General features: G+C 69.2%; 16 protein-coding genes and 1 pseudogene. 13 read left to right on the forward strand and 4 right to left on the reverse strand.

The genetic code is table 11. The annotated features are described in order from the left end of the window. Window positions 1-17 precede the first annotated feature (17 nt). On the forward strand, window positions 18-1,058 hold the full coding sequence (locus AS97_RS01605; protein WP_059144004.1) for a vWA domain-containing protein: 1,041 nt from the start codon (window positions 18-20) through the stop codon (window positions 1,056-1,058). A 59-nt stretch (window positions 1,059-1,117) separates the two neighbouring features. Here the strand turns inward: AS97_RS01605 and AS97_RS01610 are convergent, their stop codons facing one another. Further along, window positions 1,118-1,591: a nuclear transport factor 2 family protein gene (locus AS97_RS01610; RefSeq protein ID WP_059144003.1), complete on the reverse strand. Its 474-nt coding sequence runs from the start codon at window positions 1,589-1,591 to the stop codon at window positions 1,118-1,120. A gap of 136 nt (window positions 1,592-1,727) precedes the next feature. Here AS97_RS01610 and AS97_RS01615 point away from each other — a divergent pair, with 136 nt between their 5' ends. Continuing rightward, complete coding sequence (locus AS97_RS01615; RefSeq protein WP_210567112.1) at window positions 1,728-2,501, forward strand: TIGR03084 family metal-binding protein; 774 nt, start codon at window positions 1,728-1,730, stop codon at window positions 2,499-2,501. A 42-nt stretch (window positions 2,502-2,543) separates the two neighbouring features. On the opposite strand, the gene AS97_RS01620 is transcribed toward AS97_RS01615, so the two are convergent. Next, window positions 2,544-3,377 carry an EamA family transporter gene (locus AS97_RS01620; protein ID WP_247204195.1) on the reverse strand — a complete coding sequence of 278 codons (834 nt, stop codon included), beginning with the start codon at window positions 3,375-3,377 and terminating at the stop codon, window positions 2,544-2,546. A 174-nt stretch (window positions 3,378-3,551) separates the two neighbouring features. Here AS97_RS01620 and AS97_RS01625 point away from each other — a divergent pair, with 174 nt between their 5' ends. From AS97_RS01625 to AS97_RS46700, 3 genes and pseudogenes are all read left to right on the forward strand, one after another. Beyond that, complete coding sequence (locus AS97_RS01625) at window positions 3,552-4,451, forward strand: LysR family transcriptional regulator (protein WP_125757172.1); 900 nt, start codon at window positions 3,552-3,554, stop codon at window positions 4,449-4,451. A gap of 307 nt (window positions 4,452-4,758) precedes the next feature. Next, a complete protein-coding gene (locus tag AS97_RS01630) occupies window positions 4,759-5,592 on the forward strand; it encodes a PIG-L family deacetylase (RefSeq protein ID WP_059144000.1) in 834 nt (277 codons plus the stop codon). 210 nt (window positions 5,593-5,802) lie between these two features. Beyond that, window positions 5,803-6,111, forward strand: a pseudogene (locus AS97_RS46700) (short chain dehydrogenase); the annotation flags it as partial. On the opposite strand, the gene AS97_RS01635 reads toward AS97_RS46700, so the two are convergent. Continuing rightward, complete coding sequence (locus AS97_RS01635; protein WP_185929788.1) at window positions 6,024-6,227, reverse strand: hypothetical protein; 204 nt, start codon at window positions 6,225-6,227, stop codon at window positions 6,024-6,026. The pseudogene AS97_RS46700 and the gene AS97_RS01635 overlap by 88 nt on opposite strands. 54 nt (window positions 6,228-6,281) lie before the next feature. On the opposite strand from AS97_RS01635, the gene AS97_RS01640 reads away from it, so the two are divergent. The 5 genes from AS97_RS01640 to AS97_RS01660 are packed head-to-tail and all read left to right on the forward strand — an operon-like array spanning window position 6,282 to window position 11,470. Next, window positions 6,282-7,856, forward strand: coding sequence for an ABC transporter substrate-binding protein (locus AS97_RS01640; RefSeq protein WP_059143998.1), 1,575 nt, complete (start codon window positions 6,282-6,284; stop codon window positions 7,854-7,856). After that, the gene (locus AS97_RS01645) at window positions 7,856-8,848 is read left to right on the forward strand and encodes an ABC transporter permease (RefSeq protein WP_059143997.1); all 993 of its coding nucleotides are present in this window, start codon (window positions 7,856-7,858) and stop codon (window positions 8,846-8,848) included. The genes AS97_RS01640 and AS97_RS01645 overlap by 1 nt, the downstream gene beginning before the upstream one ends. Then, window positions 8,845-9,759, forward strand: a complete 915-nt coding sequence (locus AS97_RS01650) for an ABC transporter permease (RefSeq protein WP_161563055.1) — start codon at window positions 8,845-8,847, stop codon at window positions 9,757-9,759. The genes AS97_RS01645 and AS97_RS01650 overlap by 4 nt, the downstream gene beginning before the upstream one ends. Further along, complete coding sequence (locus tag AS97_RS01655) at window positions 9,756-10,601, forward strand: ABC transporter ATP-binding protein (protein ID WP_125757176.1); 846 nt, start codon at window positions 9,756-9,758, stop codon at window positions 10,599-10,601. The genes AS97_RS01650 and AS97_RS01655 overlap by 4 nt, the downstream gene beginning before the upstream one ends. After that, window positions 10,598-11,470 carry an ATP-binding cassette domain-containing protein gene (locus AS97_RS01660; protein WP_125757178.1) on the forward strand — a complete coding sequence of 291 codons (873 nt, stop codon included), beginning with the start codon at window positions 10,598-10,600 and terminating at the stop codon, window positions 11,468-11,470. Before AS97_RS01655 ends, AS97_RS01660 begins: the two co-directional genes overlap by 4 nt. 11 nt (window positions 11,471-11,481) lie before the next feature. Here the strand turns inward: AS97_RS01660 and AS97_RS01665 are convergent, their stop codons facing one another. Then, entirely contained in the window at window positions 11,482-12,420 is a 939-nt protein-coding gene (locus tag AS97_RS01665) for an ROK family protein (RefSeq protein WP_247204754.1), read from the reverse strand. A 62-nt stretch (window positions 12,421-12,482) separates the two neighbouring features. On the opposite strand from AS97_RS01665, the gene AS97_RS01670 reads away from it, so the two are divergent. The 3 genes from AS97_RS01670 to AS97_RS01680 are packed head-to-tail and all read left to right on the forward strand — an operon-like array spanning window position 12,483 to window position 14,802. Next, window positions 12,483-13,253, forward strand: a complete 771-nt coding sequence (locus tag AS97_RS01670) for a creatininase family protein (RefSeq protein WP_210564206.1) — start codon at window positions 12,483-12,485, stop codon at window positions 13,251-13,253. A 14-nt stretch (window positions 13,254-13,267) separates the two neighbouring features. After that, window positions 13,268-14,395 (forward strand): enolase C-terminal domain-like protein, encoded by a 1,128-nt coding sequence (locus AS97_RS01675; RefSeq protein WP_059143991.1) that lies wholly within the window; start codon window positions 13,268-13,270, stop codon window positions 14,393-14,395. Further along, a complete protein-coding gene (locus tag AS97_RS01680) occupies window positions 14,392-14,802 on the forward strand; it encodes a RidA family protein (protein WP_125757184.1) in 411 nt (136 codons plus the stop codon). The genes AS97_RS01675 and AS97_RS01680 overlap by 4 nt, the downstream gene beginning before the upstream one ends. The last annotated feature ends 11 nt before the right edge of the window (window positions 14,803-14,813 follow it).

A 14,813-nucleotide genomic window follows, 5' to 3' on the forward strand; every position in this document is an offset into this window, starting at 1 on the left:
AAAAAGGGGGAGCGTCCATGTCCGGAAACCAGAACTACATCAATCACGTTGCTCTTGTGCTGGATGCGAGTTCGTCCATGTCGCACTTGAGCGGCAAGGTCGTCGAAGTCGCCGACCAGCAGATTGCGTATCTGGCCCGACGCTCGAAGGAACTCGACCAGGAAACCCGCGTCACGGTCTACGTCTTCGCGGACAAGGTGGAGTGCGTCATCTACGACAAGGACGTGCTGCGTATGCCGTCCCTGAAGCAGCTTTACCGGGTCGGTGGAATGACGGCTCTGCTGGCGGCCACGCTGAAGTCGCAGCGGGAGCTTGCGCAGACTGCGCAACTGTACGGCGACCACAGCTTCCTGACGTTCGTCCTGACGGACGGCCAGGAGAACGCAAGTCATCGCTGCCCGGATGCCCCTACCAAGAATCCACGCGAGCTCGTGCAGGCCGTGGCCAAGCTGATGCAGACGCAGGAGGACAACTGGACACTGGCCGTCCTTGTGCCGGACCAGATGGGCAAGCGCGAGGCCATGCAGTGCGGTTTCCCGAAGGACAACATCGCCATCTGGGACGCCACAAGCACACAGGGCCTGGAAGAGGCCGGGCAGGTTATCCAGCAGGCCACTGAGAATTTTATGATGGGCCGGGCCCAGGGCATCCGCGGATCGCGGGCGGTGTTCTCCACAGGGGCGGAGGCGGTCAACAAGGACACCATCAAGGCAGCCGGCCTCACCCCGGTGAATCCGTCGGAATACCAGTTGATTCCGGTGGCTCGCGAAGCGGCGATCCGGGAATGGGTCATCGAATGCGGGCACACCTACCGTACCGGTGGCGCCTTCTATCAGCTGAGCAAATCGGAGAAGATCCAGGCACGGAAGCAGATCGCGGTGCTGGAGAAGAAGACGGACCGGGTGTACACCGGGCCGGAGGCCCGATCCCTGCTCGGCCTGCCGGACACGGAAGTTCGCGTCAAGCCGGACCACAACGACGACTTCACCATATTCGTGCAGAGCACCAGCGTGAACCGGAAGCTGGTACCGCACACGCGGCTGCTGCTCATGATCTGAGGCGACGCGAACCGAGGGGCCGCGACCTGGCTGTCCGGGGTCGCGGTCCCTCCGAGTGACTACCGCTGTGCGGCAGCCTGGTGCGCATGGCGGCTCATATCGCCGATCAGGTTGATGCGGACCCGTCGCTCCACGAAGCGCCACTGCCCCTCACGGCGCTCGAAACGGTCGTGGTACCGACCGGCGGCGATCGTTTGCAACGGAAAGTCGGGCAGCGCCTGCAACACGGTGACGTACGAACGCGAGACCGCCGTGCCCTTCTGTTCGTCCACCTCGATGGCAACGTTGGTGGTGACATGCTGGGTGCGCGGCGTGCCGTCGGCGTAGACGATCAGAGTGTCCTGGAACATCTTCTCGATCGCGTCGCGCCCGCTGACCGGCTCGCCCACACCCGTGAAGGTGGCGTCGGCGAGAAGTCTTCCGAGTCCCGCGAAATCACCGTCGTCCACGAGTTCGGCGTAACGTGCGATCAAGTTCTCGATATCCCGGTGGCTCATCGTCGGATCGGCGGGCATGCCGATGGATGTGGACATGGTCCCCTCCAAGCGAACAGCGGATGGCAGACAGCAGTTGATACGCATCAACCCCAGGTAGCCTGATCACACGAGATCGACTTCGCCCCTCCCGACGGGACTGGCCCGTTGTCGTCAACGTATGAAGGTGGCACTGATGTTGGACTACGGCCTTGACATGTCCAGCGTAGAGCACGACCTCGCTCTGCCCGATGTGGCGGCTGAGGGAGATGAACTCGAAGCCCTGGTATCAGCGCACGCTGACTGGACCACCCCCACACCGGCAGCAGGGTGGACGATCGCCCACCAGATCGCTCATCTTGCCTCAGCCGATGCGAACGTTCTCATCGCCATACGGACCCCGGACGCATTCGAGGCCGTACTGAAGCAGGCAGAGGCCGCTGGGAGCCGATACGCCGATCTCGACGCTGCCGCGGGAGCGGCCAAACCGCGATCAGCGCTGCTGGAACAATGGCGCGCCGGCCGAACCGAGGTGGCGGCGGCGCTGCGCGACATTCCACTGGACCATGGGTTTCCGTGGTACGGCTCGCAGCTGACCGCGGCGCTCATGGTGCCGCTGCGGCTCATGGAAACGTGGGCTCATGGGCAGGACATTTTCGATGCGCTGGGTGTCTCACACCGTCCCACGGGTCGGCTCCGGCATGTGGCCGCATTGGGAGTGACAGGGCGAGAGCTGTCGTTCCTTGCTGCCCAGTTGCCTGTTCCGGCAGAGCCGTTCCGTGTCGAGCTGACTGGTCCCGATGGCCAAACCTGGGCATGGGGCCCGGAGGATGCCATGCAGCGGGTTCAGGGCAGTGCCCTCGACTTCTGCCTTCGAGTCACCCAGCGCAGATCCCGAGCCGAGACCGACCTCACGGCAGTCGGCGAGGATGCGCAGAAGTGGCTTGATATTGCTCGCGTTTTCCTCTGAGTTTTCCTCCGCAGGGGCAAGAGCACGTTCCCGGCTGCGCGATCAAGCGCAGGCGGAAGACGCCAGTGCCTCCTTGGCGGATGCCGTGGGACGGGCACCGGCGCGGGTGGCACCGACGCCGGCCACGACCACGAGAACCAGGCCCAGTGTCGCGGCTGCCCCGGGGCGCTGGCCGAGAACGAGCAGACCGACCATGAGGGCGATGGCGGGTTCAAGGCTCATCAGAGTGCCGAACGCGGACGCGGTCAGACGGCGCAGGGCGAGAAACTCGAGAGCGAAGGGGATGACGGGGCTGAGCACCGCCAGGACCAGCATGGTCCACAGCGGCGACCACGTGAGGCGTTCGGTGAGGTCCGGGGCGGCGAGGGTCAGCCCCAGCAGCGCCGCGACCGGCATGGAGACAGCCAGTCCTTTCAGCCCGGTGACGCGATCACCGACCCGTTGGGTCAGCAGAATGTAGGCGGCCCAGCACCCCGCGGCGAGCAACGCGCTCCCCACCCCCACCAGGTCGGCGCCGCCATGCCAGGGTTCGGTCAGCAGCACGACACCCGTCGCCGCCGCGGCCGCCCAGAGGAAGCGTCCCTTCCTCGAGCCGAAGAGGGAGACGGTGAGCGGTCCCAGGAATTCCAGTGCGCTCGCGGTCCCCAGCGGGAGATGGGCGATCGCCAGCATGAAGAAGACCATCATTCCAGCGGTCACGAGACCGAGCACCGTGCAGGCGAGAAGATCCCGGGAGCTGAAGTCACGGGGCCGGGGACGGATGGCGACCAGCAGAATCAGCCCCGCCCAGCCCAGGCGCAGCCCCGCGGTTCCCAGCGGCCCGAGCTGTCCGAACAGCGGAACTGTCAGAGCCGATCCGAGCTGCACGGTAGACATCGAGGTGGCAGCCATGAGCAGACCGGCCGCGGCGCCGGCATGGCGCGAGCGAGGGGAAGGAAGAGCCTCGGGTGGTTCGGGAGCGTACATGGGCTCCAGTACAGGTCCTCGACACCGTTCACGTCCACGTGTCGATCCCGAACGATTCGTTCGGGTTTCATGGACAATGGAGGGATGGAGACACGCCGCCTGCAGATGCTGGCCGAGCTGGCCCGGCGAGGCTCGATGCGCGCCGTGGCCGAGGCCACCGGCACCACCACCTCGACGGTTTCTCAGCAGGTCGCCGCTTTGGCTCAGGACATGGGCACGGCACTGATCGAACCGCATGGACGCAAGGTCAGGCTCACCCCGGCGGGCCGCCGCCTGGCGGAACACGCCGTGACGATCCTCGCGGCAGTCGAGGCCGCACAGCGGGACTTGAGTCCCGACGCCCCGCCGACCGGCACCGTGCGCGTGGCAGGCTTCGCCACGGCCATCCGCGCCCAACTGCTGCCCATCATCAGCGGTTTGTCCACCAGTCATCCTGAGCTCAGCATCCTGGTCCGTGAGCACGAACCCGCCGAAGCCCTCCATCTGCTGGCCAACGACGATGCCGACCTCGCGCTCACCTACGACTACAACCTGGCACCGGCCGAGCCGGACCCCGCGGTCACGATCACCCCACTGTGGACCGCTCCCTGGGGTCTGGGCATTCCTGACCGCGTCGCCCGTCCCTCGGCACCGGGCGCCCCGGAGGTCTTCCGCTGGTTCCGCACGGCGGATTGGATCGGCAACTCGCGCAACACCGGTGACGAGTCCGTCATCCGGACACTCGCCTCCATGGCCGGCTTCACCCCCCGCCTCACCCACCAGGCGGACAACCTCAACCTCGTACAGGGCATGATCGCGGCAGGAATGGGCGTGGGGCTGCTGCCGATGGGCACCACCACGTTGCCCGGTGTCCACCTGATGCCGCTCACCGCACCGGACGTTGTCCTGCGTGCCTTCGCCGTCGCCCGCCGGGGTCGCGACAGCTGGCCTCCGCTGGCCCTGCTGACCGACCTGATCATTCGGCAGTCAGCGCAGGGCGTATAGCCTCGACGTGGTTCTACGGCGACGGTGGCGGCGACGCCTCGGCCCGGACCTTGACTCCCAGCACCAGCGCAGGACGCACTGGACACGACTTCCCAGGAAATGCCATGCAGGTGAGGCTGGCCGCTTGGGAAGGCCGAACGGCCGCGCCGGGAACAGCCGGTCCGGCCGACGATGTTGCATCGTTCAAGGGACCGGCGTCGCACGGGTAGGAACAAGGTCATCCGCCCCGATGGGACCCGGGCCCCGGGATCGCGGAACACCCGCCGCGCACTCGGACCATGGCATATTTCTTCAGGAGGACTTTTTCATGACTGACCGGCCTTTGACGCTTATGGCAGTACACGCCCACCCCGACGACGAAGCCACCGGAACCGGAGGGGTCCTCGCCCGGTACGCGGCGGAAGGCATTCGTACGGTTCTCGTGACGTGTACCGACGGCGGTTGCGGTGACGGAGCGGGAGGCGTCAAGCCGGGCGATCCCGGGCACGATCCGGCGGCCGTCGCCTTGATGCGCCGTCGAGAACTCGAGGCGAGTTGTGAGGTCCTGAAGGTCAGCGATCTGGAGATGCTGGACTATGCCGACTCCGGAATGATCGGCTGGGCGAGCAACGACGCCCCTGGATCCTTCTGGCAGACCCCCGTGGAGGAAGGCGCCGCCCGACTCGCGGAACTCATGCGGCACTACCGCCCCGATGTGGTCGTCACCTATGACGAGAACGGCTTCTACGGCCACCCCGACCACATCCAGGCCCATCGCATCACGATGGCGGCGCTGGAGATGACCGAGCTGACGCCGAAGGTGTACTGGACGACGATGCCCCACTCGGGGATGAAGCGGTTCGGCGAGGCCATGCGCGAGTTCCATGAGGACATGCCGGAGCCGGATCCCGCCGAGGCCGCCGCGATGGCCGAGATCGGCCTCCCCGACGATGAGATCACCACGTGGGTGGACACCACCGCGTTCAGCGGTCAGAAGTTCGACGCGCTGGCCGCGCACGCCAGTCAGGGCGAGAACATCTTCTTTCTCAAGATGGGCAAGGAGAGGTTCGGCGAGTTGATGGGCATGGAGACCTTCCTCCGCGTCCAGGACGCCACCGGCGCGGCCGTACCCGAGAACGATCTCTTCGCCGGACTGCGCTGATCCGACCGGCCGCCCGCGACCACCTGTACGGCTGCCAGGTGGTCGCGGGCTGCCGACTCGGCAGGTACGCGACAGCCCGGGTCACCAGCCCTGCGCCGCGCCGCTCCCCGCAGGGGCTGTGACCGCCGTCACATACATTCTTGTGTCGAGCATGTCGAGAACATCGCGCGGGCTCCGCCCCAGGGGCACGAGCGGACACGGCGGGCCGCAAACCTGCTCGCCGCCCGTCCCCAGGCCGGACGCGACCAGGACACCCGGAACGTGCGCATCATCCAGGCTCTGTTCGCCCGAGGCATCCTCGTCGGGACAGCCCGCACCGCGCAACTTCCGGCCCGCCATGCCGCCACCTCCCCCGACGCCGTGCGTGGCGGGTTCTGTGGGCCGCGCGGACCCGGGCACCCCGGCGGCCGCCCTCCCGGAGAGCAGAAGCTCTACTCGCGTCTTCGCAGCGCCGAGGAGGCCCGGCGCGTCCGGCAGGTCTCCGAAGAACTCACGCGGGTTCCCTTCCTCAGCAGCTGAGCGTTGAGGGCCGCGACGGCCAGGCCCGGCAGCCGGGGACCCGCGCGGTAGCCGCCGCCCTCGGGGCCCTTCACGCGTTCCTGGCCGACCGATCGGGTGTTGACCACCTCCGCCATGTCGCTTAGCTTAACCCAACCGCATTCCATCTGACGGAACGGAGGTGTTGTTCAATGGAACGAATTCATCAGGGGCGCACGGTGGACCGCGGCCGTCCCACCCGGCGCGGCGTCCTGCGGACCGGTGGTCTGCTGCTCGGAGCCCTCAGCGCTCCGGCGCTCCTGAGCGCGTGCGGCACGAACGCCGCCGCGGACGGGGCCGGCAACGTCCTGCGGGTTTCCCAGCCCGGCGACCCCAAGACGCTGGACCCGCAGAAGCAGGGCGACATGGTGTCCATGAACGTCTTGATCAACATGTTCGACACGCTCACCACCCGGGGCCGCGACAACCAGCTGCACCCCAGGCTCGCCCTCTCCTGGAAGGCCACCGACGCGCGGACCTGGCGATTCGCCCTCCGCCCCGGGGTGACCTTCCACAACGGTGAGGCGTGCGACGCGCGGGCCGTCGCATTCAGCATCGAGCGGCTGCTCGACCCCGCCACCAAGTCACCGATCGTCGAACTGCGCTACGTCAAGGGCGTCACCGTGGTCGACCGGCTCACCGTGGACGTGCACACCACCGTGCACGACCCGATCCTGCCCGCCAAGCTCTCCCTGTTCGGCGGAGTGATCCTGCCGCCCCGTCACCTCTCGGAGGCAGGCGACGCCGCGTTCGCCGAACACCCCGTCGGCACCGGCCCCTTCACCTTCGTCAGTTGGCGGCGCGACCACGAACTGCGCATGCGAGCCTACGCCGACCACTGGAACGGACGGCCGAGCGTCGACGGCCTCGTCTTCAGCCCCGCGCCCAACGCCTCGTCCTCCCTCGCCGCCCTCCAGAGCGGAGGCGTCGACCTCGTCGCCGGACTCACCCCGGACGCCGCTCAGCAGCTCGACGGCTACTCCGGTGTCACGCTGGACGGCTATACGGGGATCCGCACGTCGTATCTGTCCCTGAACACCCTGGAGCGGGGCCCGCTCCAGGACCGTCGCGTGCGCCAGGCGCTCAACCACGCGATCGACGTCCCCCTGCTGATCAAGGCCGTGCTCGGCGGCAAGGCCACCGAGACACCCGCCCTGGTGCCGCGCGGCGCCTTCGGCTTCGACCCCACGGTGAAGCCCTTCACCCGCTCCCTGGAGACCGCGCGCACCCTCCTCGCCGAGGCCGGCCACCCGCACGGCTTCTCCACGACCCTCACCGCGTCCAACGTCGACTCCAACGTCGCCGAGGCCCTGTCGGGGCTGCTGGCCAGAGCAGGGGTGCGGGCCCGGGTCAACCTGCTCGACCCCGGTACGTACGCCGCCCGGCTCACCTCCGACAACCGGGGAGCGCTCGGCCCGATCTACCTGGCGGCCAGCACCGTCTGGACGATGGACGGCCAGAGCATCGTCCAGTCCAACGTACGCAGCGACCGGCGCCAGAGCCGCTGGCACTCCAAGGAGGCCGACCGCCTCATCGACATCGAAGAGCTCTCCGAAAGCCCCACGAAGCGCAAACAGGCCTTCTCGGACCTGCAACGGCTGATGCGCCAGGAAGCGCCCTTCGTCTTCCTCTACCAGCTCGACAACATCTTCGCTCGCAACGACCGCCCCCGCTGGACGCCGGGATCCGCAGGCGTCCTCGCCATGGAGAGCGCGGAGGTCTCCTGATGAGCGCCCTCACCCTCGACAAGCCACCCACCCCGGCGGACACCCCGTCGCGCCACCGGGACACGGCACGGCTGCTGCGCACCGTACTCAGGCGCCTGGGCACCGCGCTGTTCGTTCTGCTGTGCACGGCGACCGTCTCGTTCTTCCTGGTACGGCTCTCCGGCGACCCCGTGAAGATCCTGCTGCCGCCCGACGCCACGGCCCACCAGGAGAGCGTGCTCCGCGCGTCCCTCGGGCTCGACCGGCCCCTGTTCACGCAATACCTCGACTACCTCTGGGGACTGCCCCGCCTCGACCTCGGCGACTCCCTGGTCTACGGCCAGCCCGTCAGCGAAATCCTCGCCGACCGGCTGCCCGCCACGATCGAACTGGCCGCCGCCGCCCTGGCGGTGACCCTCGTCATCGCCATCCCGGCGGGCATCTTCGCCGCGATGCGCCGCGGCCGCCGCTCCGACCACACCGTAATGACCGGTGTCCTGCTCGGCCAGTCCACCCCGCCGTTCTGGGTCGGCATCCTCCTCATCCTGGTCTTCGCGGTCTGGCTGCAGGCCCTGCCCGCCTCCGGCTACGGCACCTTCGCCAACCTGGTCCTGCCGGCCGTCACCCTCGCTGTCTACTCCGTGGCCGTCGTCGCGCGGCTGCTGCGCTCCTCGCTGATCGACGTGCTGTCCTCCGACCACATCCGCAGTTCCCGCGCCAAGGGCTTCGGGCCGCTGAAGGTGGTGCTCCGGCACGGGCTGCGCAACGCCTCACTGCCGGTGGTGACCGTCATCGGTCTGGAAGTCGGCAATCTCCTCGGCGGGGCGATCCTCACCGAACGGGTCTTCTCCTGGCCCGGAGTCGGACAGCTGACCGTCGAGGCGATCTCCAATCGCGACTTCCCGCTCGTCCAGGCCACCGTCCTGTTCTTCGCCGCCACCTTCGTCGTGGTGAACCTGCTCGTCGACCTCTCCTACAGCTTCCTCGACCCGAGGGTGAGGACGTCCCGATGACCCTCATGTCACCTGCCGCGACCGGCCATGCCCCGGCGGCGGCACCGGCCGGCGGCTCCCGGTCCGTCGTCCTGCGCGCGCTGCTGCGCAACAAGCTCGCCGTCCTGGCGCTCGCCGTACTCGCCGTACTGCTGATCGCCGCCCTGTTCGCACCGCTCGTCGCCCCCTACGACCCCAACGCGCAGAACCTCCTCCTGCGGCTGCGACCCCCCGCCTGGCAGGACGGCGGCAGCGGCGCCCACCTCCTCGGCACCGACCAGCTGGGCCGCGACATGCTCTCGCGCGTCATCTACGGCGCCCGGGTCTCCCTGCTCGTCGGCGCGGGGGCCGCTCTGCTCGCCGGTGTCATCGGCACCGTCGTGGGACTGGCCTCCGGCTATTTCGGCGGCTGGGCGGACCGGGTGCTCATGCGGCTCGCCGATGTCCAGCTCGCCTTCCCCTCGCTGCTCCTGGCCCTCGCCATCGTCGGCTTCCTCGGCTCGGGTCTGTGGTACGTGATCCTGGTGCTCGGCTTCACCGGCTGGGTCTCCTACGCCCGCGTCGTGCGGTCCGAGGTGATGTCGCTGCGCACGCGCGACTTCATCACCGAGGCCCGGGCGATCGGCGTCACCGACGTCACCATCATGCGCCGCCATCTGCTGCCCAATGTGATGGCACCGCTGGCCACCATCGGAACCCTGCACGTCGCCGCCGCGATCGTGGCCGAGGCGTCCCTGAGCTATCTGGGCCTGGGCGTGCCCAAGGAGACGGTCACCTGGGGTGCCATGCTCTCCGACGGCCAGCTCTATCTGGGCACCTCCTGGTGGGTCGCCGTGTTCCCCGGCATCGCGCTGATGCTGACTTCTCTCGCCATCAACATCACCGGCGACGCCCTGCGGGACGTCGCGGACCCGAAGGCCTACCGCCGATGACCATCGACCGACCGACAACCGACCCGTCCCAGCGGCCGGCGGACGAGCAGCCGCTGCTGGAAATCAACGGCCTCAGCGTCGACTTCAGGCTCGAGACCTCCGTCGTGCACGCGGTCCAGGACGTCTCCCTCCATGTCCGGGCCGGTGAGACGCTCGCCATCGTGGGCGAGTCGGGCAGCGGGAAGACCGCCACCGCACTGTCTGTTCCGCGGCTGAACCCGAGCCCTCCGTGCGTCTACGCGAGCGGCGAGATCCTCTTCGACGGACGTGACCTGCTGACGCTCTCCGAGAAGGAACTCGGCCGGATCCGGGGCCGCGACATCGCCATGGTGTTCCAGGACCCGATGACCTGCCTCGATCCGCTGCAGCGCGTCGGGGCGCAGGTGGCCGAGGTGCTCAGGCACCACACCGGCATCTCCCGCGCCGGGGCCAGGGAAGCGGCGCTGGACGCCCTGGAGGAGGTCGGCATACCCGACCCGGCCCTGCGCTACCGGCAGTACCCGCACGAACTCTCCGGGGGCCTGCGCCAGCGCGTGATGATCGCGACCGCGCTGGTGGGACGGCCCCGCCTGCTCATCGCCGACGAGCCGACCACCGCCCTGGACGTCACCGTGCAGAGCCAGATCCTCGACCTGCTCGTCTCCCTCCAGCACAAGCACGGCATGGCGGTCGTGCTGATCACCCACGACCTCGCGGTCGTGGCGGAGACCGCCGACCGCGTCGTGGTCATGAACCAGGGGAAGGTCGTCGAGACCGGCGATGTGCTCGACGTCTTCGACCGTCCGGCCGACGACTACACCCGCAAACTGCTCGCCGCCACCCCGCGATTGGAGGCGGCATGACCACCGAAGCCGCTGCGCCCGCGCCCCCGGGCGGAAAAGTCCTCCTGGAACTCGTCGGCCTGCGCAAGGAGTTCGGCACCAGGACGGTGAACGTGGCCGTCGACGACGTCTCGCTCGAAGTCCACGAAGGTGAGACGCTCGCCCTGGTCGGCGAGTCCGGCTGTGGCAAGACCACCCTCACCCGGCTGCTGCTCAAGCTCGTCGAACCCACCGCCGGAAACGTGCGCTTCGACGGGCAGGACCTCGCCGCCCTCTCCCCCGCCGGACTGCGTGCCGTACGCCGCCAGATGCAGGTCGTCCTCCAGGACCCGTACTCCAGCATGAACCCGCGGATGCGCATCGCCGACATCGTCGCGGAACCGCTGGTCACCCACGATCCGGAGGCCCGCGGGCGGCGCGCCCGGGCCCGCACCAGGGAACGGGTCGGGGAACTCCTGGAGGCCGTGGGCCTGGACGCCTCCATCCAGGACCGCTACCCGCACGAGTTCTCCGGCGGCCAGCGCCAACGCGTCTCGATCGCGCGGGCCCTGGCGCTCCGGCCCCGCCTGCTCGTGCTCGACGAGCCCACCAGCGCACTGGATGTCTCCGTGCAGGCCACCGTCCTCGACCTGCTGGCGGATCTCCAGAGCCGGCTGGGGCTCACCTATGTCTTCGTCTCGCACAACCTCGCCGTCGTACGGCAGGTGGCCGACCGGGTCGCGGTGATGCGCCGGGGGCGCCTGGTCGAGGTGGGCGAGACGGCCGCCGTACTGCGCACCCCCCAACATCCCTACACGCGGCAACTGCTCGACGCGGTGCCGGTCCTCGACCCGCGCAGGGGCCGCCGTGCCGCGGACCGCCTGTCCCTGACGGGCGAAGAGAGCCGATGACCGCCCGCGCGCTACAGATGCGAGACGACGAGACCGGCGCCGCCGAGCAGCGCGACATCGTCGACGGCGGCCGTGCCGACGAGCACCCGCGGCTGCTCGGCGCCCGAGAAGGCGACGGCGTCCCGCAGCCGCTCCTCCACCACGGTGCGAAAGCGCTCACCGCCCTCGCGCGCCTCACCGTGCAGGATGAAGAGGCCGGGTGCGAAGAGCTGCTGCACGTTCACCAGCCCCAGAGCGAGGTTGTGCGCGTACTCCTCCACCACCTGCCCGGCGAGCGCGTCCCCGCGGTTCACCAGTGCCTCCAGGGACGTCTGGCCCCCGAGTCCCACGGCGCGGGCCCGGGCCCGCAGCCAGCCGGTGGTGGCCACGGTCTTCCAGCAGCCGCGGTTCCCGCAGGTGCACCGCTCGCCGCTGGCCGACACGGTCATGTGGGCGCCGCTGCGCCCGCCGGGCGGGGCCATCACCTCGCCGTCGTAGAGGAGCCCCACGCCGAGCACCTCACCCGTGGAGACCGAGGCGAAGGTGCGCCGTCCACGACCGGCGCCGAACCAGCGGTCGCCGAGCACCTGCAGTCGCGCCCGGTGCTCCACCCGCACGCTCGCCCCGGTGAGCGCGCCGAGCCGCTCCGTGACGGGGTAGCCGTGCAGTCCGGGCGCGTCGTTCACTTCCATGATCAGGCCCGTGACGGGGTCCACGAGCCCGGCGGCGGCCACCCCGATCCCCTGGAGTTCATAGCCGGCGAAGACCCCGGCCGCCGCGGCCAGCGCCATGTCGATGTCCGCGGGGGTGGCGGTGGCCGCGTCGTACGACGACTCGGTGCGGTCCAGGATCCGGCCCGCCATGGACAGTACGGCCGCCCCGACCCGACCGGGGACCAGTTCGACGGCCCCCAGCCGCCGAGGCGCCTGGGGAGCGGCCGGTTGCGGCGCGGCCTCGGGGACCAGTCGCAACGGAGAACGTTTGTGGGCCATGCGCCGACTCTGCCATGGCCCCGTTTCGGAGAGGTAGCACCGTGAGCCAATCGAGACTGACCGAACTCACCTGGCGAGAGGTGCGCGGGGCCGGCGAGGAGGGCATCGCTCTGCTGCCCATCGGTTCGCAGGAGCAGCACGCCGCGCACCTTCCGATGGGCACCGACACCCTCCTGGTCGAGGAGGTGGTGGACCGCGCGCTGGACATGCTCGCCCGGGAGGCCGGGCCGGGCGTGGTGCGGTTGCCGGCGCTGCCCTTCGGGCACAGCCCGCACCACTTGTTCGCGGCCGCCGTCTCGCTCTCCGCGGCGACCCTGGGCGCGGTCCTGGACGACATCCTCGACTCGCTCGTGACCAGCGGATACCGCCGCATCATGGTCGTGAACGGCCATGGCGGCAACGACGAGATCATGCGGCTCGCCGTGAAGCGGTTCGCGCTGCGTTCCCCGGTGACGGTCGCCGCCTGCTCGTACTGGACCCTCACCGCGGGTGAGGACGGAGCGGGTCGGCCGGATGTCACCCCGGGGCATGCCGGATGGTTCGAGACGTCACTCATGCTGGCGGCCCACCCGGACCTGGTGCGGACGCCCGTGCCGGCCCGCGCTCCGGTCGAACCGCCGCCCCTGTTCGACACCCCGCCCTACCCGGGCCTGACCGTGGAACGCCACGGGGAATGGGAGCGGGTCGGCGGTTCCACGGACGACGCCGCCGACGCCGACGCCGCCCGGGGCGACCGGCTGCTGGAGGACCGGGCGCGAGGACTGGCCCGGGCCATCCAGGCCTTCGACGCGGCGAGCCGGTCACCCCGATGATGCGAGGAGCAGCAATGAAGATCACTGACGTCGACGTATGGGTGGTCAACCTCCCCCTCGTCAACCCCTTCACCAGCTCGTTCGAGACCAAGACGGGCGAGACGCGCACGGTGGTGCGCATTCGCACCGACGAGGGTGTCGAGGGCTGGGGCGAGACGATGTGGGGCGCGCCGGTCGCCGCGATCGTCCGGTCGATGGCCCCCGATCTGATCGGGACCAGCCCGTTCGCGCTGGAGAGCTTCCATCGCAAGCAGCACATGGTGCCGTTCTTCTACGGTTACCTCGGCTACGCGGCCATCGCCGCCCTCGATGTCGCCTGCTGGGACGCGATGGGCAAGGCCACCGATCAGTCCGTCACCGACCTGCTGGGGGGCGCCGTCCGCGACGAGGTCCCGATCACCGCGCTCATCACCCGCGCCGACGCTCCGGGTGCGCGGGGCCCGGGCCTGCCCGAGGCGATGGCGGAGCACGCGGTACGCGTCGTGGCGGAGGGCGGCTTCGAGGCCGTCAAGCTCAAGGGCACGAAGGACTGTGCGGGCGATGTCGCCATCCTGCGCGCCGTGCGCGAGGCGCTGCCCGAGGTGAACCTGCGTGTCGACCCGAACGCGGCCTGGTCGGTGCCCGACTCGATACGCGCCGGCATAGCCCTGGAGGAGCTCGACCTGGAGTATCTGGAGGACCCCTGTGTCGGCATCGAGGGCATGAGCCAGGTGAAGGCGAAGGTGCGCATCCCGCTGTGCACCAACATGTGCGTCGTCCGCTTCGAGGAGTTCGCCCCCGCCATGCGGCTGAACGCCGTCGACGTCATCCACGGTGACGTCTACAAGTGGGGCGGGATCGCGGCGACCAAGGCGCTCGCCGCGCACTGCGAGACCTTCGGTCTGGGCATGAACCTGCACAGCGGAGGCGAGCTCGGCATCGCCACGGCGGCGCATCTGGCCGTCGTCTCCAGCACCCCCGTGCTCTCACGCGCCATCGACAGCATGTACTACCTGCACGCCGACGACATCATCGAGCCGCTGCACCTGGAGAACGGCCGGCTGAGGGTGCCGACGGGACCGGGGCTCGGCGTGAGCGTGGACGAGGAAAAGCTCCGGCACTACGCCGCGGCCAACGAGCGGGACGGGGACCTGACGGGATGAGCGAGCGAATGAGCAAGCGGGCCGTGCACACGCCGGGGGCCCCTCGCCCCGCGGGTGCCTACTCCCAGGGCGTGGTGGCGGGCGGGTTCCTGTACACGGCGGGCTTCGGACCGCAGGACCCGGTGACGGGCGGGATTCCGGAAGGCGTCGGGGCACAGACCGCACAGGTACTGCGCAATGTCGCCGCCGTGCTCGCCGAACAGGGGCTGACCCTGCGGGACGTGGTGAAGGTGACGACACATCTGCAGCACCTGAAGCGGGACTTCGCCGCGTACGACGCCGCCTACCGCGAGTTCTTCAGCGAGCCGTGCCCGGTGCGCACCACCGTCGGCTCTGGTCTGATGGACATCCTGGTGGAGATCGACGTGGTGGCCGTCGTACCGGACACGGAGGGTGCGTTCCGATGAATCGTCCATCC

The organism is Streptomyces sp. AgN23 (assembly GCF_001598115.1).
In the GTDB taxonomy this organism is placed as follows: domain Bacteria; phylum Actinomycetota; class Actinomycetes; order Streptomycetales; family Streptomycetaceae; genus Streptomyces; species Streptomyces antimycoticus.

Bases quoted from the DNA above. Each gene is read 5' to 3' on its own strand.
- AS97_RS01630 (WP_059144000.1), top strand. From the start codon at position 4,759: ATGACTGACCGGCCTTTGACGCTTATGGCAGTACACGCCCACCCCGAC.
- AS97_RS01675 (WP_059143991.1), top strand. From the start codon at position 13,268: ATGAAGATCACTGACGTCGACGTATGGGTGGTCAACCTCCCCCTCGTC.
- AS97_RS01635 (WP_185929788.1), bottom strand. From the start codon at position 6,227: ATGGCGGAGGTGGTCAACACCCGATCGGTCGGCCAGGAACGCGTGAAG.
- AS97_RS01640 (WP_059143998.1), top strand. From the start codon at position 6,282: ATGGAACGAATTCATCAGGGGCGCACGGTGGACCGCGGCCGTCCCACC.
- AS97_RS01625 (WP_125757172.1), top strand. From the start codon at position 3,552: ATGGAGACACGCCGCCTGCAGATGCTGGCCGAGCTGGCCCGGCGAGGC.
- AS97_RS01605 (WP_059144004.1), top strand. From the start codon at position 18: ATGTCCGGAAACCAGAACTACATCAATCACGTTGCTCTTGTGCTGGAT.
- AS97_RS01610 (WP_059144003.1), bottom strand. From the start codon at position 1,591: ATGTCCACATCCATCGGCATGCCCGCCGATCCGACGATGAGCCACCGG.
- AS97_RS01615 (WP_210567112.1), top strand. From the start codon at position 1,728: ATGTTGGACTACGGCCTTGACATGTCCAGCGTAGAGCACGACCTCGCT.
- AS97_RS01660 (WP_125757178.1), top strand. From the start codon at position 10,598: ATGACCACCGAAGCCGCTGCGCCCGCGCCCCCGGGCGGAAAAGTCCTC.
- AS97_RS01620 (WP_247204195.1), bottom strand. From the start codon at position 3,377: ATGTCTACCGTGCAGCTCGGATCGGCTCTGACAGTTCCGCTGTTCGGA.
- AS97_RS01650 (WP_161563055.1), top strand. From the start codon at position 8,845: ATGACCCTCATGTCACCTGCCGCGACCGGCCATGCCCCGGCGGCGGCA.
- AS97_RS01645 (WP_059143997.1), top strand. From the start codon at position 7,856: ATGAGCGCCCTCACCCTCGACAAGCCACCCACCCCGGCGGACACCCCG.
- AS97_RS01655 (WP_125757176.1), top strand. From the start codon at position 9,756: ATGACCATCGACCGACCGACAACCGACCCGTCCCAGCGGCCGGCGGAC.
- AS97_RS01680 (WP_125757184.1), top strand. From the start codon at position 14,392: ATGAGCGAGCGAATGAGCAAGCGGGCCGTGCACACGCCGGGGGCCCCT.